The sequence below is a fragment of the Cystobacter fuscus genome (assembly GCF_002305875.1).
Classification (GTDB): domain Bacteria; phylum Myxococcota; class Myxococcia; order Myxococcales; family Myxococcaceae; genus Cystobacter; species Cystobacter fuscus_A.
The window spans coordinates 9,938,009-9,958,859 of sequence record NZ_CP022098.1 but is presented as its reverse complement, the minus strand read 5'-3'; the positions used below and the strand labels follow the sequence as shown (position 1 = coordinate 9,958,859).

General features: G+C 70.9%; 16 protein-coding genes. 13 read left to right on the top strand and 3 right to left on the bottom strand.

Annotation, left to right across the window (positions count from 1 at the left end; genetic code table 11):
• Window positions 1-35: 35 nt before the first annotated feature.
• From CYFUS_RS40265 to CYFUS_RS40220, 10 genes are all read left to right on the top strand, one after another.
• Window positions 36-1,427: a 5'-deoxyadenosine deaminase gene (locus CYFUS_RS40265; protein ID WP_232537086.1), complete on the top strand. Its 1,392-nt coding sequence runs from the start codon at window positions 36-38 to the stop codon at window positions 1,425-1,427.
• A gap of 188 nt (window positions 1,428-1,615) precedes the next feature.
• Window positions 1,616-2,350: a PspA/IM30 family protein gene (locus CYFUS_RS40260; RefSeq protein ID WP_095990032.1), complete on the top strand. Its 735-nt coding sequence runs from the start codon at window positions 1,616-1,618 to the stop codon at window positions 2,348-2,350.
• A gap of 25 nt (window positions 2,351-2,375) precedes the next feature.
• Window positions 2,376-3,563: an ABC transporter substrate-binding protein gene (locus tag CYFUS_RS40255; protein WP_095990031.1), complete on the top strand. Its 1,188-nt coding sequence runs from the start codon at window positions 2,376-2,378 to the stop codon at window positions 3,561-3,563.
• 39 nt (window positions 3,564-3,602) lie between these two features.
• Window positions 3,603-4,412, top strand: coding sequence for a hypothetical protein (locus tag CYFUS_RS40250; RefSeq protein WP_095990030.1), 810 nt, complete (start codon window positions 3,603-3,605; stop codon window positions 4,410-4,412).
• Window positions 4,413-4,529: 117 nt separating this feature from the next.
• Entirely contained in the window at window positions 4,530-6,137 is a 1,608-nt protein-coding gene (locus CYFUS_RS40245; RefSeq protein WP_095990029.1) for a hypothetical protein, read from the top strand.
• Window positions 6,134-6,829, top strand: a complete 696-nt coding sequence (locus CYFUS_RS40240) for an ABC transporter ATP-binding protein (RefSeq protein WP_095990028.1) — start codon at window positions 6,134-6,136, stop codon at window positions 6,827-6,829. The genes CYFUS_RS40245 and CYFUS_RS40240 overlap by 4 nt, the downstream gene beginning before the upstream one ends.
• A complete protein-coding gene (locus tag CYFUS_RS40235) occupies window positions 6,826-8,109 on the top strand; it encodes an ABC transporter permease (protein WP_095990027.1) in 1,284 nt (427 codons plus the stop codon). The genes CYFUS_RS40240 and CYFUS_RS40235 overlap by 4 nt, the downstream gene beginning before the upstream one ends.
• Window positions 8,106-8,906, top strand: coding sequence for a hypothetical protein (locus tag CYFUS_RS40230; RefSeq protein WP_095990026.1), 801 nt, complete (start codon window positions 8,106-8,108; stop codon window positions 8,904-8,906). Before CYFUS_RS40235 ends, CYFUS_RS40230 begins: the two co-directional genes overlap by 4 nt.
• Before the next feature lie 99 nt (window positions 8,907-9,005).
• Window positions 9,006-11,468 (top strand): serine/threonine protein kinase, encoded by a 2,463-nt coding sequence (locus tag CYFUS_RS40225; RefSeq protein WP_095990025.1) that lies wholly within the window; start codon window positions 9,006-9,008, stop codon window positions 11,466-11,468.
• Window positions 11,469-11,548: 80 nt separating this feature from the next.
• Complete coding sequence (locus CYFUS_RS40220; protein ID WP_095990024.1) at window positions 11,549-13,303, top strand: ATP-binding protein; 1,755 nt, start codon at window positions 11,549-11,551, stop codon at window positions 13,301-13,303.
• Between the two features lie 43 nt (window positions 13,304-13,346).
• Here the strand turns inward: CYFUS_RS40220 and CYFUS_RS40215 are convergent, their stop codons facing one another.
• The 3 genes from CYFUS_RS40215 to CYFUS_RS40205 all read right to left on the bottom strand — a co-directional run bounded on the left by CYFUS_RS40215 (window position 13,347) and on the right by CYFUS_RS40205 (window position 17,377).
• Window positions 13,347-15,269 (bottom strand): LysM peptidoglycan-binding domain-containing protein, encoded by a 1,923-nt coding sequence (locus tag CYFUS_RS40215; protein ID WP_095990023.1) that lies wholly within the window; start codon window positions 15,267-15,269, stop codon window positions 13,347-13,349.
• A 157-nt stretch (window positions 15,270-15,426) separates the two neighbouring features.
• Entirely contained in the window at window positions 15,427-16,989 is a 1,563-nt protein-coding gene (locus CYFUS_RS40210; protein ID WP_095990022.1) for a multiheme c-type cytochrome, read from the bottom strand.
• A gap of 4 nt (window positions 16,990-16,993) precedes the next feature.
• Window positions 16,994-17,377 carry a response regulator gene (locus CYFUS_RS40205; protein ID WP_002626817.1) on the bottom strand — a complete coding sequence of 128 codons (384 nt, stop codon included), beginning with the start codon at window positions 17,375-17,377 and terminating at the stop codon, window positions 16,994-16,996.
• A 177-nt stretch (window positions 17,378-17,554) separates the two neighbouring features.
• Here CYFUS_RS40205 and CYFUS_RS40200 point away from each other — a divergent pair, with 177 nt between their 5' ends.
• From CYFUS_RS40200 to CYFUS_RS40190, 3 genes are all read left to right on the top strand, one after another.
• Entirely contained in the window at window positions 17,555-19,189 is a 1,635-nt protein-coding gene (locus CYFUS_RS40200; protein ID WP_232537084.1) for a mechanosensitive ion channel family protein, read from the top strand.
• Between the two features lie 92 nt (window positions 19,190-19,281).
• Complete coding sequence (locus CYFUS_RS40195; RefSeq protein ID WP_095990021.1) at window positions 19,282-20,037, top strand: ZIP family metal transporter; 756 nt, start codon at window positions 19,282-19,284, stop codon at window positions 20,035-20,037.
• 3 nt (window positions 20,038-20,040) lie between these two features.
• Complete coding sequence (locus CYFUS_RS40190; protein WP_095990020.1) at window positions 20,041-20,850, top strand: class I SAM-dependent methyltransferase; 810 nt, start codon at window positions 20,041-20,043, stop codon at window positions 20,848-20,850.
• Window position 20,851 lies beyond the last annotated feature (1 nt).

The following is a 20,851-nucleotide window of genomic DNA, read 5'->3' as shown; positions in this document are numbered from 1 at the left end:
CCTGCTGAGCACGAGTGTCTATGGCTGGAGCGGGCATGAACCGTGGTAATACCCCTCGGACCGTGGACCTCCTCCTCACCAACGGCACCGTCGTGACGATGAACCGCGAGCGCGAGGTGCTCGTGGAGGCCGACATCCTCATCCAGGAGGGGCGCATCGCCCGCGTGGGCCGCGGCCCGCGCCCGCGGGGCACCGGGCTCCGGGTGCTGGACGTGAAGGGCCAGGTGGTGCTGCCCGGCTTCGTCCACGGCCACCTGCATGCCTGTCAGACGCTTTTCCGCAACCGGGCGGATGGGCTGGAGCTGCTCGACTGGCTGCGCGAGCGCATCTGGCCCTTCGAGGCCGCGCACGATCCGGACTCCATGCGCGCCTCGGCGGATCTCACCTTCGCGGAGCTCATCCGCTCGGGCTCCACGGCCGCGCTCGACATGGGCTCGGTGCGCCACTACGACGCCGTCTTCGAGTCCGCCCGGGACTGCGGCTTCCGGCTCACCGGCGGCAAGGCGATGATGGACGCGCCCGACGTGCCCCCGGGCCTCGCCGAGTCCACCGAGGACTCGCTGGCCGAGAGCCTCGCGCTGCTGGAGCGCTGGCACGGCACCCACGGGGGACGGCTGCGCTATGCCCTCACCCCGCGCTTCGTCCTGTCCTGCACGGAGAAGCTCCTGCGCGAGGTGGGACGGCTGGCGCGCGAGAAGGGCGTGCGCATCCACACCCACGCGAGCGAGAACCGCACCGAGTGCGACGTGGTGCGCCAGCTCACCGGCCGGGACAACGTGGAGTGGTTCCACGAGGTGGGCCTCACCGGGCCCCACCTGACGCTCGCCCACTGTGTGTGGCTCTCCGAGGTCGAGCGCCGTCTGCTCCGGGACACGGGCACGGTGGTGTGCCACTGCCCGGGCTCCAACCTCAAGCTCGCCTCGGGCATCGCCCTGGTGCCGGAGCTGCTCGACGAGGGCGTGTCCGTCTGCCTCGGCGCGGACGGCGCCGCGTGCAACAACAACCTGGACATGTTCGTGGAGATGCGGCTGGCGGCGCTGCTGCACAATCCCCGGGTGGGCCCCCGGGGCATGCCCGCCGAGCGCGTCCTGGAGATGGCCACGCTCGGTGGTGCCCGGGCCCTGGGCCTGGAGGCCGAGCTGGGCTCGCTGGAGGTGGGCAAGCGCGCCGACGTCACCGTGGTGGACCTGTCCGGCCTGCACGCCCTGCCGTCCGACCCGGCCGACGTGCTCTCTCCGCTCGTCTACGCCGCGCGCGCTTCCGACGTGGTGCACGTGGTCATCGATGGGCGGCTCGTTCTCAAGGACCGGGCACTGCTCACCCTGGACGCCGCCGCCGTGGCCGCCAACGCCCGCCGCCACTCCGCCCGTCTCACCGCGCGCGCCCGGCCCCCCTCCCGTGCCCGCCCCGTGGCCCGCGCCCGCTGACGGCGCCTTCCCCGAGGCCGGGTTCGCTCGCACTCCGGGCGGACCCACCAGGGCCCTGAGGGCCCGCTGGCAATGAACCCCGTGCGCGAAGCGTAGAAACGCAGGAGATTGGGCACGCGTGGTAAGCTGGGTGGGCTGGTGTAAGGTAGTCCCCCAAGGACTCGCAGTGGAGGAGGTCGACACCCGCCATGTGGCAACGGTTCAAGAGGGCAATGCGCAGCTTCGCTGGCTTCTTCGTCTCCTCCATCGAGGATCCGGAGCTCATCCTCGAGCAGAACATCCGGGACCTGAACGATCAGGTGCCGAAGATGAACGAGTCCATCGCCATGGTGCGGGCGAACCTGACGCTCCTGGAGAAGGAGAACGCCAAGTACCAGCAGGACATCCGCGATCTGACGGCCAAGGTGAAGGCGGCCATCCAGGCGGGGCGTGATGACCTGGCGGCCCAGTACGCGAGCAAGCTGCAGATCGAGAAGGGCGCCCTGGAGCGCAACGAGCAGCAGCTGGCGACGGCCAAGCAGGCGTACGAGAAGTCGCTCAGCCTGAAGAAGTCCTTCATGCGCGAGAAGGAGCGCAAGACGCAGGAGGCCATGACGGCCATCCGCGACGCGCGCCGCGCCCAGTGGCAGTCCAAGGTGGCCGACGCCATGGAGTCCTTCACCGTCGCGGGCATCGACCAGACGCACGGCGAGATGCTGCGCAAGGTGCAGGAGAAGGCGGCCGTCAACGAGGCGCGCATGCAGATGGCGCTCGACTCGGTGGACCACCAGGCCGTGCAGATCGAGGAGGACGCCGAGGCGCTGCAGGCGATGGACCTCGTGAAGCAGATGAAGATGGAGATGGGCCTGGACAGCCCCGCGCCGGTGTCCGACGTGAGCGCCGGTCCGGAGAAGACCATCGGCAAGAAGGTGGAGATCAAGTAGTGGCCAGGGGGAGGAGGCCGCTCTGATGGCGTTGCGACGCGGACCCGGCCTCATTCCGTTCCTGGTGCTGTGCGCCCTGGGGGCCGCCTGGCTGCTGGCCTCGCCCCTGGGCTACCTGGACAGGCTCCAGGCGCGCTTCTTCCCGGCCGCCAAGGACGCCGTGCGCCTGTCGCCGGGAGACTTCCCCGCGGGGGTGACGGCGCCCATGGCGGATCTGGCCTCGGTGCCGCTGCGGCCCACCCTCATCGGCTTCACCGCGCGCGGCTCGGCGGCGGCGCTGCTGCTGGCCACGGGCGGCGCGTCGACGCTGGACAACCCCGCGCCTCCTCCGGGCGCGGCGCAGGGCGTGCTCAAGACGGCCTATGCCATGGACGCGCGCGCCGTCGTCTTCGCCAACGAGGACGAGCTGCGGCAGGCGCTCTCGGTGGGCGCCGAGCATGGCGGGGTGGATCTGGCGGTGCTCTCGGTGGACCGGCTGGCGGCGTGGCTGCCCGCGCTCCGGGACGCGGCGCCGCGCACGGTGTTGCTCGTGGGGCGCAGCCGGGGGCAGGAGGCCCTGGCGGCGGTGGGCGTGACGGAGCTCGCGCAGCTGCGGGGCAAGCGCCTGGGCGTGTACCCCTCGGGCTCCTCCTCCTATTTCGCGCTGTGGGTGCTCTCGCGCGCGGGCCTGCGCATGTCGGACGTGCGGTGGGTGGACCTGCCCTCCACGCTGGACGCGGGCCGGGCGCTGCGCGAGGGCCGGGCGGACGCGGTGGCGGGTCTGTGGGGGGACGTGGAGCTGGCCGCGAGGGACAGAGGCGGTCAGGTGCTGGCCACCACGGCGGACGCGCCGCACCTGGTGGCCTCGGTGCTGGTGGCCCGGGGAGACTACGCCGCGCGCTACCCGGACGCGCTCCGGCGCATCATCCGGGGCCTGCTGGACGCGGGGCAGAGCGTGGCGAAGGATCCGGCGCCCGCGGCGCGGCTGCTCGGCGAGGTGGCCCCCTACCTGGGAGACCCGTCCGAGGCCATCCGCAGCGCTCCCCCGGCGACACTGGCGGACAATCGCGCCTTCTTCGGGCTTTCCGGCGAGGCGCCCGTCACCTATGACGAGCTCTTCCAGAGCGCCTCGGCGCTCTACCAGAAGATCAGGCGCACGGCGAAGGCACCGCCAGCCGAGGACACTCGCGATCTCGGCGCGCTGAAATACGTGTCGGAGGCGCGAGGGCCATGAGGCCCCTGTCCGCGAGGCGCCTCGCTGGCGAGAACTGACGTGGCCCGCACTCCGAACTTCCTGAAGGCCGCCTTCCTGATGCCCGCCAACCTGGTGGGCTTGTTGACCGCCGGGGCGTCGGCGGCGCTCACCGGCGAGGCACTGCCCGCGCTGGTGGCGCTGGGCGTCGAGGGGGTGTACCTCGTGGGGGCGGTCTCCTCCTCGCGCTTCCGACGGGCGGTGCGCTCGCGCGGGCCCGACGCGCAGGACACGGAGGCCGCGCGGCAGCAGGTGGAGACGCTGCTCAAGGATCTGGCGCCCTCGCAGCGCGAGCACTACCAGCAGCTCGTGGGGCTCAAGGAGAAGATCCTCGCCAACTACGCGCGGCTGCCGGGTGGCCGGGTGCTGGCCACCAGCAGCGAGGAGCGGCTGGATGCGCTGCTCACCTCCTTCCTGCGGCTCATCGTGGCGCTCAACCAGTACCGCGCGTACCTCAACCCGGCGGAGCGGCAGTCGCTGGAGAAGGACGTGCGCGCGCTGGAGGCGGAGCTGGCGCAGGAGACCAACGCGCGCATCAAGGACGTGAAGGAGAAGCGCCTGGAGATCCTCCGGCGCCGGCTCGCGCGCTTCGAGCAGGCGGGAGAGAGCCGCGAGGTGGTGAGCCACCAGCTCGCGAGCATCGAGGACCTGATGCGGCTCACGCACGAGCAGTCCATCGCCATCCGGGATCCGGAGAGCGTGTCGCGGCAGCTCGACGTGCTGAGCGCCGGGGCGAGCGCCACGGACGAGACGGTGCGGGAGATGGAGCGCTTCATGGAGTTCAGCGAGGAGACCTCGGCGCCGCTGCCCCACGGGACGCGCGTCCGCTAGGCCCCCCGGGAGAGGTGTCGGCGTACCCGCCTGACCGGTTGGTTTCTGGGCGGGGGCCCCTGAAGCCCGCACGAAGAATTTGACTCCGGGGCCGAGGCCGTCTGCACTCCCCCTTCTATGCTCCGCCGCGCCTCACCCTGGCTCCTGCTCGTGCTGCTCGTCTTCGCCGGTTGCTCCCGCTGCGGTGACAAGCAGGGCGGCGTGAAGACGTTCAGCCCCGCCCGCTTCCTGCCTCGCAACGCCCAGCTGTCGCTCGTCGTGCCGGACGTCGGTGTGCTCGGCGAGAAGCTCGCGCGCTTGCAGAACCTCAAGCTGGCCAACTTCGCCGCGCAGCTCCAGAACGCCCAGTCCGCCGAGGCGCTCGTCTCCAGCATCATGCGTCAGGTGGGCGTGGACCTGCGCAACCGCCAGGCCATGGAGGCCGCGGGCATCGAACCCTCGCACGGCGTGGGCGTGGCCCTGCTGGGCGGCCAGCAGGCCTTCTCCGTGCTGGGGATGAAGGACGAGAAGCTGTTGACGGAGACCTTCGCCCGGCTGGCGCGGGATCGCCTGGGCGCCTCCGAGCGCGCGGAGCAGAAGGTCCCCGGGGGCACGCTGCTCACCTTCAGCCGTCCCACCGCGAGCGCGCCCTCGCTGGGCCTGCTGCTCACCGACGGCTACGCCCTGGTGGGACCGGGGGAGGTGGTGCCCCGGCTCTCCGGCTTCGCCACGCTCCCCCCCGAGCAGTCGCTGGCCGGGGAGCCGCTCCTGTCCGATTCCCTCAAGCGCCTGCCCACCGAGCGCGACTTCTACGCCTTCCTTCCCGGCGGGGTGGGGTTCCTCGTCCCGGCGGGCACCACCCAGGCGGTGACGCTGGTGGGCTCGTTGAGCGAGCGCGCCATCTCCGTGCGTCTGGACACGCCGTGGCCCGGCGCCCAGGACACGCTCGCCGCGTTCACTCCCCAGAAGGGGGCGGATCTCCTCGGCTACCTGCCCGAGGACAGCTTCCTCGTGTTGCGCTACCAGGGCGACGCCACGCGGCTCAACGATTTCTGGCCCTACCTGACGGGCTCCTTCGTCGCCCGGGCGGTGCAGGACAGCGGCTTCGACGTGAAGGGCGAGCTGTTGGATCGGCTCGAGCCCGGGAGCGTGGCGGGCGTGTCCCTGTCGCCCACGGTGCAACTGGGCGCGGGCCTGCCCTCGCTGGACCCGCGGCGCACCAATCCCTTCCGCTACGTGCAGCTCGTGGCGGTGGGGGATGGCAAGGACGCGGCGGGTGTCGCCTCGCTGCTGGAGAAGCTGCCCCCCGTCGCCAGGCGCTTCGGCGCCGACATCCAACCCTCCGACGTGAATGGCCAGCGCGTCTACCTCACCACGTACGCGCGGGGCGAGGGCGCGCACCTGGCCTCGGTGGGGGACAAGGTGGTGGTCGCGGCGCCGCGGGCCCGGTTGGAGTCGATGCTGCCCCGGCTCGCGGGTGCTCCGGGCGCGGTGCCCGTGGCGGAGGAGCTGCGCGGGGCGCTCCAGGAGCCGGCGTTGGGCGCGGTGGTGGACCTGCGGAAGCTCGCCGAGGCGGTGAAGGCGCTGCCCTCCGAGGCGTGGGGGATTGGCGGCTTCGCCATCAAGGCGACCACGGTGCGCTTCCTGGACGCCACGGATGACCTGCGCGCGGTGACGCTGGGTGTGTCCGGCAAGGACAAGGCCCTGCAGGCGGAACTCACCCTCTGGCTGGCGGCCCGCCCGTGATCCGCGCGCGCGACATCGTCAAACGCTACCAGGACGGCGAGGGCAGCGAGGTGCGCGTGCTCGATGGCCTGTCGCTGGACATGGAGCAGGGGGACTTCGTGGCCGTGGTGGGCCCGTCCGGCAGTGGCAAGTCCACGCTGCTGCACCTGCTCGGCGGCCTGGACGTGCACTACCAGGGCGAGGTGGAGGTGGCGGGCGTGAAGCTGACCGGCTTGAAGGAGCCGGCGCTCGCGCGCTTCCGCAACCAGCACGTGGGCTTCGTCTTCCAGTCCTTCCACCTCATCCCCAACCTGTCCGCGGTGGAGAACGTGCTCATGCCCTCGCACTTCGGCGCCGCGCCCGTCGACGCGCGCAAGCGCGCCGAGGCACTGCTCGACCGGGTGGGCCTCCTGGCGAAGAAGGATCGCACGCCGGTGCGGCTGTCCGGAGGCGAGCGCCAGCGCGTGGCCATCGCCCGGGCGCTCTTCACGGGCCCCAAGCTGCTGCTGTGTGACGAGCCCACCGGCAACCTCGACGCCGCCACGGGCGCGGGCGTCATCTCGCTCTTCCAGGAGCTGCACCGCGAGGGCCTCACGCTGCTGGCCGTCACGCACGAGGATCGCATGAGCTCGGCGGCGCGGCGCGTGCTGCGGCTCAAGGAGGGTCGGCTGGTGGAGGAAGCCCGGCCCCTGCTGGCGGGAGGGCAGTCATGAGGCTCGCGGCGCTGTCGAGACTGGTGCGGCTGAGCCTGGCGCGCGAGCGGCGGGGCGCGTTCTTCTCGGCCTTCGGCGTGGCCATGGGCGTGGGGGCGCTCGTCTTCTTCGTGGGGCTGGGCCTGGGCGTGGGCCGCGTCATCCGCGAGCGCGTCTTCCCCTCCGATGCGCGGCTGGTGGACGTGGTGCCGCCCACGGTGTCGCTCGGCTCGCTCCTGGGAGGGGGCCGGCTGGACACGGTGATGGTGGAGCGGCTCCAGGCGTTGCCCGGCGTGGAGAAGGTGTACCGGAAGATGAACGTGCGCGCCCCCGCGGCGAGCCTCTACAACGGGGACTTCTTCGGCCGCCGGCTGCGCATGGGCATGGATCTGCTCGTGGTGGGGGTGGATCCCGGGCTCGTCGAGGGGGACGTGCCGCGCGAGAAGTTCGTGGACGCGGGGCCGGGCCAGCCGCTGCCGGTGCTCATCTCCTCGCGCCTGCTGGAGATCTACAACAACACCTTCGCCCCGGCCCGCGGACTGCCGAGGCTCTCGCCGCAGATGCTCCAGGGCTTCCTCTTGCCGGTGGACTTCAACCGCTCCTATGTCTCCGCGCCGCTGCCCAACGTGCCCGTCATCTCCGCCCAGGCGCAGGTGGTGGGCACCTCGGACCGGGCGCTGCTCGCGGGCATCACCCTGCCGCTGGAGGTGGCCGTGCGCCTCAACCGTGAGCTGGGCCAGGACACGGAGACGTACTCCGGCGTCACCCTGGTGGCCACGAGCCCCGGCCGGGTGTCGGAGTTGATGGCGGCGGTGCGGGGCATGGGCCTGGAGATCGACGACCAGGAGCGGCGGCTCGCGGAGAACGTGGGCGCGGCGGTGACGCTCGTCACGTCCGCCCTGGCGCTCTTGTCCATCCTCATCTGCGTGCTCGCGGCGGTGAACATCGCCCACGCGCTGAGCGCGTCCGTGCGCGCGCGGGCCCGGGAGATCGGCGTCATGCAGGCCGTGGGCGCCTCGCGCGCGGACGTGCGCAACATCGTCCTGGCCGAGGCGGGCGTGGTGGGCCTCGCCGGCGGCGTGCTGGGCACCCTCGCCGCGCTCCTGCTGGCCCTGCTCATCGATCGGCTCGCCGCCACCTGGCTGCCCGAGTTCCCCTTCAAGCCCGACAGCTTCTTCTCCTTCCCCTGGACGGTGGTGGTGGGAGGGATGGGGCTCGGGTTGCTCGCCGCGGTGGCGGGCGCCTGGTTCCCCAGCCATCGCGCCGCCGCCACGGACCCCGCACGCACGCTCGCCGGATGACGCTCCCCTCGCGCCAGACTCTTCTCACCAACCTCGTGTGTCTGCTCGTCCTCTGCTGGCTCTATGGGGGGGACCTGCTGGACGCCCTGCGCGCCCGGAGCGCCGAGGTGTCCGCCTTCCTCGCGCCGCCTCCCCTCGTCTGGCCCGCGGTGGTGCTCTGCGTGATGCTCGGAGCACTCGGGGTGGGAGTGTGGGGGCTGACGCGGGGCCGGGGCGAGGGCTTCAAGGGCTACCGGCTGCTGCCCATCGTCCTGGTGACCGCGCTCTTCTTCGACCTGGTGCTCTCGGAGAACCAGATGCCCCTGCGCTCCGAGGACGTGGCCTTCCTGTCCCTGGGGCGCTTCCGGGAGCAGGTCGAGCCGCTGGTGCGCGGGAACAAGGTCCCCACCTCGCCCGAGGTGCTGCGTCCGGTGGTCGAGGGCATGGGCCAGCCGCCCTACCTGATACGCGGTGTGCGGGCGTTCGCCTGGTCGCTCCAGGTGCGCCAGGGGTGCCAGGGGCCCGTCGAGCAGGCTCCGGGCCTGGAGGTGGGCACCTTCATCTACTGCGTGGCCCCCGGTGCCGAGCGGGCCTGGGTCTCCCTGGTCGCCCTCCCGGCCGGCAAGCGCTTTGGCCTCCCCGAGGTGCTGTCCTCGGAGGGGAACACGTCCTTCGCGCTCATCCAGCCCCTGCCCCCGGAGGAGGAGCCACCGCCCGGAGCGGAGGCGCCCTTCGGGGAGACGCCCGGGGGTCGGACGCCTCCGGGCGGGTCGGAGACACCCGACGTGGGGGCGCGGGAGCCCGTTCCTCCGCCCTGACGCGTGGTGCCGAGGGGAGGGGGGACGTCACGCGCGGTTGACCCTGTGGATGGGCGGTCGATAGGCTCCGGTCCCGAACCCCCCGAGCCTCGTGCGCCCGTGACGACCACTCAACCGAAGCGGCAACCCATCCCGTTTGGGAAATACCTCCTCCTTGACCGAATCAACATCGGTGGCATGGCGGAGGTGTGGCGCGGGAAGATGTTCGGCGCGGGCGGCTTCGAGCGCCTCGTCGCCATCAAGCGCATCCTCCCCAACATCGCCGAGGATGACGAGTTCATCTCGATGTTCATCGACGAGGCGAAGATCAGCGTGCAGCTGAATCACGCCAACATCGCGAAGATCGAGGAGCTGGGGCAGATCGCGAACAACTACTTCATCGCGATGGAGTACATCCCCGGCAAGGACATGCGGGCCATCTTCGACCGCGGCCGCAAGAAGAGCGAACCGGCGCCGGTGCCGCTGGTGGCCTACGTGGTGTCCAAGATGTGCGAGGGCCTGGACTACGCCCACCGCAAGAAGGACGGGATGGGGCGGGACATGAACATCGTCCACCGCGACATCTCGCCGCAGAACATCCTCATCTCCTTCGAGGGGGAGGTGAAGGTCATCGACTTCGGCATCGCCAAGGCGGCGGGCAAGGCGACCAAGACGCAGGCCGGCATCCTCAAGGGCAAGTTCGGCTACATGAGCCCGGAGCAGATCCGTGGCCTGCCGTTGGACCGGCGCTCGGACATCTTCGCCATCGGCGTGTGCCTCTACGAGATGCTCACCGGCGAGCGGCTCTTCGTGGGCGACAGCGACTTCAGCGTCCTGGAGAAGGTGCGCAAGGCCGAGGTCGTGCCGCCGAGCGCCTACAACCGCCGCATCCCCGAGGCGCTGGAGAAGATCGTCCTCAAGGCGCTCGCGCGCGACGTGGACGAGCGCTACCAGTACGCCAACGAGCTGGGGGATGACCTCCAGCGCTTCCTCATCACCTCCGAGTCCATCTTCAGCCGCAAGGACCTCATGCAGTACATGAAGTCCACCTTCGCGGAGGACGTGGAGCGCGAGAAGCAGCGGCTGCAGGAGTACGCGGAGATCGCCGCCCCCGAGAGCATGTTGAGCGCGATCGAGGGAGGCACGTCGTCGGCGCCCCCCGCGCCGGTGCAGACGAGCCTGCCGCCGGTGCCGCAGGCCGCGCCGCCCTCCGGGGGGCCTCATTCGGGAGCGGTGCGCCGCTCGCCCACGCTGGCCTCCATGCCCAAGCTGACGGCGGCCCCCGTGGCCGTGCCGTTCAATCCGCGCGAGGAGTCCGGGGCGACGCAGGTGATGGGCCCCGAGTCCGAGTACGACGACGACGACGAGCCGAACACGCAGCCCGGGCTGGTGGGGCCGGGCCGCACGGTGACGCCCGTCGAGGTGCCGCGCGCGCCCGTCATCACCGAACAGCCCCTGCAGCGCCCGTCGCTGCCGCGGCTCACGGCGAGTATTCCTCCTCCCGCGCGGCCGTCTCCGTCGCTCGCGCCCTCCGCCGCGGAGAGCACCACCGTGGCCCGCCAGGCGCGCAACACCATGGACGGCATGCCGCGCGTGAGCCGGACGGACGAGCCGGCCGTTCCGCCCCGGGCCTCGCTGAGCTCCATTCCCGCGGTGGCTTCCCGGCCGCCGCCGCCGGTGGCGCCGCCTCCTCCGGAGGACCGGACGGATGAGCTGCTGCTGACCGCTCCCCCGGATGCCGCGCCCACGGCTCCCGCGCGCCCGGCCACCGCGCCGAGATCGGCCACCTCCGCGCGCAACGTGGAGTCGGCGGCTCCTCCCGCCAACCGCCTGCCGCTCCTGGCGGCCCTGGCCGCCGTGGGGCTCGTGGTGCTGCTCGGGGTGGGCTACCTGGTGCTGCGGCCGGCCCCCACGGGCTACCTCCTGATGGAGCTGCCCGCCGGCGTGCAGGCCAATGCGCGCGTGAGCTTCAACGGCACGGACCTGGATGTGCCCAAGAAGGGTGCCCTGTTCCAACAGGTGCCCGCGGGTCCCGCGATGATCATGGTGAGCGCCGAGGGCTATCGGACCTTCACGCGCAGCGTGGAGATCGCCCAGGGCACGGCGGCCACGACGGTTCCGGTGGAGCTGGAGCGCGAGGCGCGCACGGCCCAGATGCTCGTCGTCACCCAGCCTCCGGACGCGGAGCTGAAGGTGGATGGCAAGGTGGTGCGCGCCAAGGGCTCCTCCTCCATCTACGTGGGGGAGGCGCCGGCGGACACGGATGTGCTGGTGGAGGCGAGCGCCCCCGGCTTCAAGCCGGCCCGACAGAACGTCCGCCTGAGCGCGGGCGACAAGCCCACCCAGGTGCAGCTGCGGCTGGAGTCGGACACCTTCGAGGTGGACGTGCAGTCCTCCCCGTCCGGCGCCACCATCGTCGCTGGGGGCAAGGAGTGGGGCCAGACGCCCGCGCTGGTGCGCCTGCCGTCCGGTGTGACGCAGGTGAGCCTCAAGCTGCGCTGCTACGACGACGTGGACGTGCGCGTGGCGCCCAAGAGCAACAGGGTGAACGAGCGGCTGAAGAAGCAGCGCGGTTGTAGGTAGTCCTCGCCACCAGAACACAGGCGCCCTTCCCCTCGTGGGAGGGCGCGAGTGCCCCCACGAGGGGCCGGAGAGGCAAGTCCGTGACCAAGGCACGCAAGGGGGACGCGGCGGATCCGCTCGCGGAGCTGCCCGTTTGGGCGCGCAAGCTCGCCCAGAAGTACTACACGAAAACCGTCAACACCTTCCTGCTCTACGGGGCGGTGAGGGACCTGCAGCCGCTCACCCAGGAGGATGGCAGCCGGGGTTTCGGCACCCTGCGCACGTTCCTCGCCGAGGAGCTCTTCGGCGGGCGCGACCACGTCCTCTTCTATGACCGCTCCTCGGGCATCCGCTCCTCCTCGCCGGACACGCAGAAGGAGCTGCAGCGCACCATGGCCGGCTACGACGCGCTCTATGGCACCGACTACGCCAAGAGCCTGCCGAGGGATCCGGCCCGGGCGCTGCAAATCCTCGAGAACTTCCTGCGCATGCGCCTGAGCGAGGGCCGCTCGCTCGCGCTCATCATCGACTTCGCCGAGACGCTGGCGCCCGGCGGGGAGATGAGCCACCTGTCGGCCGAGGACCGCTTCGTGCTGGCCACGCTGGAGAAGTGGGCGCACGATCCCCAGTTCCTCGCGGGCGACGTGTCGGTGGTGCTGCTGGCGGAGAACCTGGCGGACATCTCCCCGCGCCTGTCGCGCAACCCCTACGTGGCGCCCCTGGAGCTGCCCCTGCCCATGGAGGAGGAGCGCCTGGAGTACGTGCGCTACAAGCTCGAGGGCAAGAAGCTCGCGGCGGTGTCGGACGTGCCGCTGGCCGCCCTGGCGAAGATGACGGCGGGCCTGTCGCGCATCAACCTGGACCGGGTGCTCACCGAGGCGCTCGAGCGCGGGATTCGCATCACCACCGAGCAGCTCAAGGAGAAGAAGAAGGAGCTCATCCAGGCCGAGTGCCACGGACTGCTCGAGTTCATCGAGCCGGTGAACACGCTGGACGCGGTGGCGGGCCACGCCAAGGCCAAGGAGATGCTGCGCGGGGCGGCCAATGCCCTGAAGAAGGGCCGCATGGAGGTGATGCCCATGGGCTACCTCGTGAGCGGCCCGGTGGGCACGGGCAAGACGTTCCTCGTGTCGTGTTTCGCCGGGGAGATTGGCATCCCCGTGGTGAAGTTCCTCAACTTCCGCAGCCAGTGGCAGGGCGTCACCGAGAGCAACCTGGAGAAGATCTTCAACCTGCTCAAGGCGCTCTGGCCGGTGGCGGTGATGGTGGACGAGGCGGACACGTTCCTGGGCAACCGCGACTCGGGCGGGGACTCGGGCACGAGCAGCCGCGTGTTCGGCTCCATCGCCTCGTTCATGGGCAACACGGTGTACCGCGGGAAGATCGTCTGGTTCCTGATGACGGCGCGGCCGGACCTGTTGCCCATCGACTTGAAGCGCCAGGGCCGCGCCGAGGAGCACCTCGCGCTCTTCTATCCGGAGACGGAGGCCGAGCGGGAGGAGCTCTTCAAGGTGATGCAGAAGAAGACGGGCCTGAAGCTCGAGGTGCCCTCCATCTCCGAGCTGATTCCCACGGGCACGCGCCAGCTCAGCGGCGCGGACATGGAGGCGGTGCTCGTGCGCACGCGCTTCCGGGCGCTCGCGCAAGGCCGGGAGCAGGCCACCGTGGAGGACCTGAAGGCCGTCTTCGAGGACTTCGTGCCGCCCAGCTACCCGCTGGAGATCGAGCTGCAGAACCTGGTGGCGGTGCAGGAGTGCACCAGCCGCGAGCTGCTCCCGGAGAGCTTCCGCCGGCTGGACCGCGACCACATCACCCGCCGCGTGCGCGAGCTCAAGAACCTGCTCGAGCAGGGGTGAGTCCCGGGGCGGGGGATGGGCTCCCCCGCCCGCGCCTGGAGGACTACGGCGCGCTCACCGTGAGCTTGAGACCGGTGGGCAGGCGGCTGGTGTCGGTGATGTGGTTCCAGCGCTTGATGTCCTCGACGGTGATGCCGTAGCGCTGGGCCACGCTCCACACGGACTCGCCGGCGGCGAGCGAGTGCACGGTGCCGGTGCGGCCGGTGGGGGCCTTCTGGGCGGCGACGACGGTGCCCGCGCGCTCCACCACCGGGGCGGGGGTGTTGCTCGGCCAGACGTACAGCACCGAGCCCACCTTCAGGGCGCGCTTGCTCGCGCGCACGGTGAGGTTGTTCCACTTGCGCACGTCGTCCACCGCCACCTGGAAGCGCTGGGCGATGGCCCACAGGCTGTCGCCGGACTGCACGCCGTAGGTGATGCGCTTGCGCCCGTTGATGACCTCCGTCTTGATGGGGCCGACGGCCACGGGGCCGCGGGGCGTGCCGGCGGGCACCTCGTCCTCGGGGCGGGGCACCGTCACGCCGCTGCGCCGCGCCTGCGCCACCTTGCGCGCCAGGGCGCTCTCGGTGGTGCTCTCCTTGCTCGGGCGGCCCACGGGCACCGGGATGACCAGCTCGGCGTTCACCCGCAGCGTGCGCAGGCTCTTGAGCTGGTTCATCTGCAGGATGGCCTCGGGCGCGGTGCCGTAGTTGAGGGCGATCTGCGACAGCGTGTCCCCGCGCTTGACCCGGTGGACCCGGAAGGCCAGCCGATCCTTGGTCGCGAGCTGGGCGAAGTTCTCCGTGAAGCGCTGCCGCGTGCCCTGGGGCAGGCGCAGGGTGTAGGGGTTCTTCGCGCTCGCGGGCGGGGTGCACCAGCGCCGCAGCTCGGGGTTGAGCTCCTGCACCTCCAGCACGCTCGCGCCCGCCGCGCGCGCCACCACGTCCAGGTCCACCGCCTCCGTGAGCTTCACCTCGTCGAAGGCCAGCGGCGACTCGTAGACGAACTCGTCCTCGGCGAAGCCGAAGGCGTTGGGGTGCTTGGCGATGAGCGCCGCGGCGATGAGCTTGGGCACGTAGTGCTTGGTCTCCGTCGCCAGGCCCTTCTCCGCGGAGATGGTCCAGAAGTCGGACGTGCCGTGGCGCTCCATGAGCCGGCGCACCCGGCCGCTGCCCGTGTTGTAGCCCGCCCACGCGAGGTACCAGTGGCCCAGCTCCGAGTACAGGTCCTTGAGGTAGCGCGCCGCGGCGTAAGTGGCCTTGATGGGATCCTTGCGCTCGTCCACCCAGAAGTCCTGGTGCAGGCCGTACTGGCGGCCGGTGCTGGCGATGAACTGCCAGGGGCCCGCGGCATGCGCCCACGAGTAGGCGCTGGGCGAGAAGCCGCTCTCGATCATCGCCAGGTACACCGTGTCACGTGGCAGCCCCAGGGACTCGAGGATGGGCTGCATCGTGGGCAGGTAGCGCGTGGAGCGGCTCACCCACTTGCGGAACCACTTGCGGCCCGGCCCCTGGAAGAACTGGATGTACTGGGCCACCAGCGGCTGCATCTCCACCGGGATGTCGTAGCGCGCCTGCACGAGCGCGACGTCGAAGGTGGACAGGTCGGTGATGCGCGGCAGCTCCGCGCTCGCCTCGTCCTCGCGGAAGGTGGGCTCCTCCAGGGCATCCAGCATGCGCAGGCGCAGCGGGTTGGCCACCCCCAGGCGGCGCAGCGACTGGAGCACCTCGGCGTCGGGCCGGGCCCCGGGATCCAACGTGGCGCCTTCCAGGGCCCTCATCTCCTCGAGCTCCAGCGATTCGTCCTCCAGCTCCTCGGCGTCCTCGGCCGGGGAGGGGTCGGCGTCCTGGGCGGAGCCCGCGAGCACCGGCTTGTCGTCGGGGTCGGCCGGCCGGGCCTCCGCGGCGGGAGGCGTCTGCGGCGGGGAATCACCCGGCGGCTGCGACGCCGCGGAAAGGACCAGGAGGAGCAGGCTGAAGGACTGCATGGGCACCAGGATGCCGGCTACCGGGAGGGCCGGTTGATTGGGGTCTCAAGACTTCGATGCTTCTCGCGTTGCTCCAACAAGCATCCAGACAGGCCATTGTCGCCCTGGATGCCGTGGACGGGAAGAAACGCACCGCCCGGATGTGTGTTGGCGGCCATTACTTCACTTCCCGTGAGGCCTCATGTCCGGGGCCGAGCACGCGGGGCAGGTAGGTGGCGAAGTCGAAGTGGGGTGAGTTCTCGCGGTTGTGGCAGGTGACGCACACCGCCTCGCCCGGCCGGGCGACGATGTTGTCGGGGGAGGGGTCCTCGGCGTGGCGAGAGCCCGGGCCGTGGCAGCTCTCGCAGCCCACGTTCTCGCGGCCGGCCACCTTGTCCAGGCGGCACACGCCGCCGGGGCGCTCCCAGCCGGTGACGTGACAGCCGGTGCAGTTGAGGTGGTACTGCTTGCCCACCTCCTCCAGCGTCTTCCAGGCCTGGTGGTGCTTGGAGGCGTTCCACACCGGGAAGGACTCCTCGTGGCAGCTCTCGCAGGAGGCGTTGCCCACGAAGGCGGCCTCCCCCTTGGCGGGCGCCGGGCAGTCCTGGCCGTGCACGCGCGCCCACTCCAGGTTCATCTTTCCCACGTCCGCGTCGTAGGCCTTCACCACCGCCTCGGCGGAGGGGTCCGAGGGCAGGGTGGACTCCAGGGGGACGAAGCGCACGGTGAAGGTGTCGGTGTCTCCCCCGGTGGCCACGGGCGCGGTGAGCAGGGCCTGGCGGCGCTCCACCAGCTCCGCGCGCTTCTGCTGCTTGAGCGCCTTGAGCTGGGGGTCCACGCCGGGCAGGTTGATCTCCGAGTCCAGCAGCGCCATGCGCCGCTCGAGGGAGGCCACCTCCTTCTCGGCCTCCTGCGCGGAGCGCTGCGGGGTGAAGCGGCCCGGCGTCGCGCCGTAGGCCAGGTCCACGCGCAAGAGCGAGCGGCCCTTGCTCTGCAGGCCCACCACCGGCACCGCGTCCCGGGTGAGGGTGTTCTGCTCGCCGTCGAACTCGGAGGCGGTGTGGGTGGCCACCACCAGGTCCACGCCGGGCTCGGCGGAGGCCACGGCGCTCTGGGCCTCGGGCAGGGTGCCCTGGAAGAGGCCCACCACGAACGCGGCGCCCTGGGCTCGCGCCTGGGCGTCACCGCGCTGGAGCCCGGCCGCGTCCGTGGCGCTCACCACGCCCACCTTGCGCGCTCCGGCGGCCAGCACCTTCACGCCCCCGGTGGGCAGCTCCGGCAGGCCGAGCCCCTGACGGAAGGCCGCGCCGCGCACGTCGTCCAGCTCGCTCACCGCGCGCACCGCCAGGCCCATGTCCTTGAAGACCTCGGCGAGCGCGCGCGCCTTGCGCTCCTCCTGGGGCACCTGTTCCGGCTTGAGCGTGGTGGCGCCGAAGAGGCCCTCGCCTCCGTCCACGTACAGCACCGGCAGGGGGCCCTTGCCGGCCTCGCGCACCTGGAAGGCCGCGCGCGCGATGCCGCCGCGCATGTTCTCGCTGCAGCCGCAGGGGCCGAGGTAGCCGCGCAGGTCCGCGGAGATGAAGAGCACGGCGCCGGGGGCGTTGGTGTCCTGGGGGCGCTCGTTGGCGCTCTGCCCGGGGGCCTCCATCGGGGTGCTCGCGGGGGGCTCGGTGGACTGCGCCTTGCGCCAGCACGCGCCGAGCACCACCAACACCAGGAGCGCGGGGACGAGCCGTCTCACCGCGTCACCAGATGATGCTCTGCACCAGCTCGTCGATCTTCTCACCCATCGCCTCCAGGCCGTTGCCCTTGGACAGGCTGCCATCGGCGCCGACCTGCTCGGCCAGGTTGGCCAGCTCGTCATCCGGCAGACTGGAGAAGAGGATGATGGGGATGTCCTGCGTCCCGTACTCGTTCTTCAACGTGCGGCAGATGTCGGTGCCCTTGGCCTCGGGCATGTGGATGTCCGTGAGGATGAGGTCCGGCTTCCACGTCTGGAGCGTCTTCTCGAACTCCATCAGCGTGGACGTGGCGATGACTTCGTAGCCGCGCGCCTCCAGCACGGCCTTCTCCATGGCGAGCGTGATCTCGCTGTCGTCGATGAGGAGGATCTTTCGCTTCTCTTGCACGGCGGCCTCTTCCTGGGGGGCCCTTCTATCCTACCCCTTCCGAGGGCTCCAAGGTTTTCCCACTGGTAGGGAGAAGCACGAGAACCATGGGGGTGCTTCGTCCAGTAGCCCGGACGGCGAGCAACCCGCCAGCACATTGAGGTTGCCGGTCAACGAGGGGTGTCGCAAACAGTCGCCATGTCTCGCGCCTTGACTGCTCTGAGCCTGTGCTTGTCCGTGCTTCTGTCGTGGAATGCTTGGGCGCTCAACAACACGGGCCTGGGGGATCCGCCCTCCACGGTGAACCGGCAGACGCCCTATGCCGCCGCCAACGGCTTCTCCGACGCGGTCCACCGGGGCGACTATGCCCTGGCCTCGCACTACCTGGACCTCGACTTCATCCCCCCCGCCGAGCAGAAGGAGAAGGGGGCCCGCCTGGCGCGCCAGCTCAAGTTCGTCCTGGACCACAAGCTCGCGCCCACCGCCCTGGCCAGCCTCAGCAAGGAGCCCGAGGGCGACCCGGAGAGCGCCCGCTTCGATCAGCTCGACGCCATCCCCGTGGGGGAGATTCTCTACCCCATCCGACTCATCCGCCTGCCTGTCCCCGAAGGTGGTCGGGTGTGGGTGTTCAGCGAGGCGACGGTGAAGGCCATCGAGCCGCTCTACGGGGAGTACGGTCCGACGTTGCTGGGCGAGGAGTTGCCGGAGGGGCTCTTCGCGCGGTCGGTGCTGGGGTTGGAGCCCTGGCAGTGGCTGGGGGTGCTCGTGACGCTGGTGGGGGCGGCACTGCTCGGGGTGGTGATCGAGCGGGTGTCGATCAAGGTGATGGGACGGCTGGCGAAGTGGACGCGCATCACCTGGGATGACGCGCTGGTGCCGGCGGCCCGGGGGCCGTTGAAGCTCCTGAGCTTCGCGGTGCTCGGGGCGCTGGGCATGCCGGCGCTGTTGTTGCCGCCCACGGCGCTGAACATCACCGGCCACCTGTTCATCACCCTGAGCATCATCGCGGTGGCGTGGTACCTGCTGCGCTTCCTCCGGGTGACGGCGCAGTACATCCAGGAGAGGGTGGCCACCGGCACCAAGGACGTCGGGCGGGCGCGGGGGCTGCACACCCAGCTGGTGGTGCTGCGCTCCGTGTTCGAGGTGGCCACCTACGTCATCGCCGCCGCGCTCCTGCTCATGCAGTTCGAGATGGTGCGCAACGTGGGCGTGTCGCTGCTCGCCTCGGCGGGAATCGCCGGTATCGTCATCGGTCTGGCGGCGCAGAAGTCCATCTCCTCGCTGCTCGCCGGCATCCAGATGTCCATCACCCAGCCCATCCGCATCGGCGACCAGGTGGTGGTGGAGAACGAGTTCGGCACGGTGGAGGAGATCACCCTCACCTACGTGGTGGTGAAGGTGTGGGACGAGCGGCGGATGGTGATTCCCATCTCCCAGTTCCTCGACAAGCCCTTCCAGAACTGGAGCAAGGGGGGCTCGAGCATGCTGGGCGTGGTGCGGCTGATGGTGGACTTCGCCACGGACATGGAAGCGGTGCGCGCCGAGCTCCAGCGCATCCTGGCGAACGAGGCCAAGGAGCTGTGGGATGGCAGGGTGGCCACCGTGGTGGTGGAGGATGTGTTGGACCGCACGATGCAGGTGCGCGTGCTGGTGAGCGCCAACCCGAGCGTCCTCTTCGACGTGCGCGCCCTGGTGCGCGAGAAGTTGATTCTGTTCCTGCGTGGGCGGCCCGAGTGGCTGCCCTTCACCCGCACCGAGGCGCGCGCCCTGTCCGCGCCGAAGCCGCCCGAGGAGCCGGCACGGCCCGCCTCACCCGAGCCGTCTCGTTCCTGAACTCGCGGTGAGGGGGCGGGGCGAGGGGGCCTTGCAATCCGGATGCACATGACTTCCGGTGGCGCGGATCTGTGCTAGGTGTCGGCCCCCCCATGCCTCTCGCGGTATCCCTCACGCTCTATTCGCTGATCATCCTGGTGGGTGCCCTCGTGGGGGCGCTGGCGGTGGTGCTCACCCGGACGCCCACGCGGCTGGTGACGTTCCTGGCGTTCGCCGCGGGGGTGATGTTCGGGGCGGCGTTCTTCCACATGCTCCCCGAGGCCTATGTCGGCGGAGGCTTCTGGGCGTTCGCGCTGGTGCCCGCGGGCTTCGTCTTCCTGATGGTGCTGGAGCGCTACGTGCTGACGCACGCGTGCGAGGAGCCGGCCGATTGCAAGGAGCACGTGCACGGGCACACGCTGGGCCTGACGGCCTTCCTCGGCCTGTCCACGCACACGCTGTTCGATGGGATTGCCTTGGGCTCGGCGGTGAAGGAGGGGGTGGGACTGATGGCGCTGATGGCCATCACCTCGCACAAGGTGCCCTCGTCCCTGTCGCTCGCCTCCATCCTCAAGGCCGAGGGCAAGAGCACCTCGCGCATCCTCACCTTCGCGATGCTCTACGGGCTGATGGTGCCGCTGGGCGCGGTGCTCTACTTCGCCTTCGACGCGGTGCTGCGCTTCGAGTCGCTCGCCCCCCGGGCGCTGGCCTTCTCGGCGGGCACCTTCCTCTACGTGGCGGTGACGGATCTGCTGCCGCACGTGAACCGGCACGGCAAGGACAACAAGGCGCGCAACCTGGTGGCGCTGATGACGGGCCTGCTCTTGATGCTCGCGCTGGCGCGGGTGGCGGAGTTCCCGGGGCACTGAGCCATGCAACGACTGTCCGATTGGTATGACCATCCCGAGTACTACGAGGCCATCTTCGGCACGGACACCGCGCGCGAGGTGGACTTCCTCGCCGAGGTGAGCCGCCGCTACGGCACGGGAGGCAAGCGCTGGCTCGAGCCCGCGTGCGGCGCGGGCCGCCTGGTGGCCGAGGCCGCGGGCCGGGGCTTCCAGGTGGTGGGCTACGACATCTCCGAGAAGATGCTGGCCCATGCGCGCGCCCGCCTGTCCCCGGCCCTGCGTCGGCGCGTGCGGCTGCACCGCTCGCGCATGGAGGAGTTCTTCCAGCCGGAGCTGGAGGGGCAGGTGGACCTGGCGTTCAACCTCGTGTCCACGTTCCGCTACCTCGACAGCGAGAAGGCGGCGCTCGCGCACCTGAAGGGCACGCGGCGGCTGCTCAAGCCCGGGGGGCTGTACGTGCTGGGCTTCCACCTCACCGACTACGAGCGCGACAAGGCCGAGCGCGAGCGCTGGGTGGAGCCGCTCGGCGAGGACACGGTGGTGTGCAACACCCACGAGGGGCTGCCGGACCGGAAGCTGCGGCGCTCGGCCATGCGCAACCGGCTGCGCATCACCGGGCCCGGCAAGGATCTGCTCATCGAGACGCACTGGCACTTCCGCACGTATGACCTCGCGCAGGCGCGGCGGCTGTTCCGGGCGGCGGGGCTCCAGGTGCGGGCGGTGTTCGACTTCGACTACCAGGTGGACGCGCCGCGCGCCCCGAGGGAGATCCGGCTCGACAGCATCTTCGTCCTGGCTCCCGGCGAGGCGGCGGGCCCCTCACCGGGGAAGTGAG

Bases quoted from the DNA above. Each gene is read 5' to 3' on its own strand.
- CYFUS_RS40215 (WP_095990023.1), bottom strand. From the start codon at position 15,269: ATGCAGTCCTTCAGCCTGCTCCTCCTGGTCCTTTCCGCGGCGTCGCAG.
- CYFUS_RS40190 (WP_095990020.1), top strand. From the start codon at position 20,041: ATGCAACGACTGTCCGATTGGTATGACCATCCCGAGTACTACGAGGCC.
- CYFUS_RS40235 (WP_095990027.1), top strand. From the start codon at position 6,826: ATGAGGCTCGCGGCGCTGTCGAGACTGGTGCGGCTGAGCCTGGCGCGC.
- CYFUS_RS40230 (WP_095990026.1), top strand. From the start codon at position 8,106: ATGACGCTCCCCTCGCGCCAGACTCTTCTCACCAACCTCGTGTGTCTG.
- CYFUS_RS40265 (WP_232537086.1), top strand. From the start codon at position 36: ATGAACCGTGGTAATACCCCTCGGACCGTGGACCTCCTCCTCACCAAC.
- CYFUS_RS40260 (WP_095990032.1), top strand. From the start codon at position 1,616: ATGTGGCAACGGTTCAAGAGGGCAATGCGCAGCTTCGCTGGCTTCTTC.
- CYFUS_RS40245 (WP_095990029.1), top strand. From the start codon at position 4,530: ATGCTCCGCCGCGCCTCACCCTGGCTCCTGCTCGTGCTGCTCGTCTTC.
- CYFUS_RS40200 (WP_232537084.1), top strand. From the start codon at position 17,555: ATGTCTCGCGCCTTGACTGCTCTGAGCCTGTGCTTGTCCGTGCTTCTG.
- CYFUS_RS40255 (WP_095990031.1), top strand. From the start codon at position 2,376: ATGGCGTTGCGACGCGGACCCGGCCTCATTCCGTTCCTGGTGCTGTGC.
- CYFUS_RS40195 (WP_095990021.1), top strand. From the start codon at position 19,282: ATGCCTCTCGCGGTATCCCTCACGCTCTATTCGCTGATCATCCTGGTG.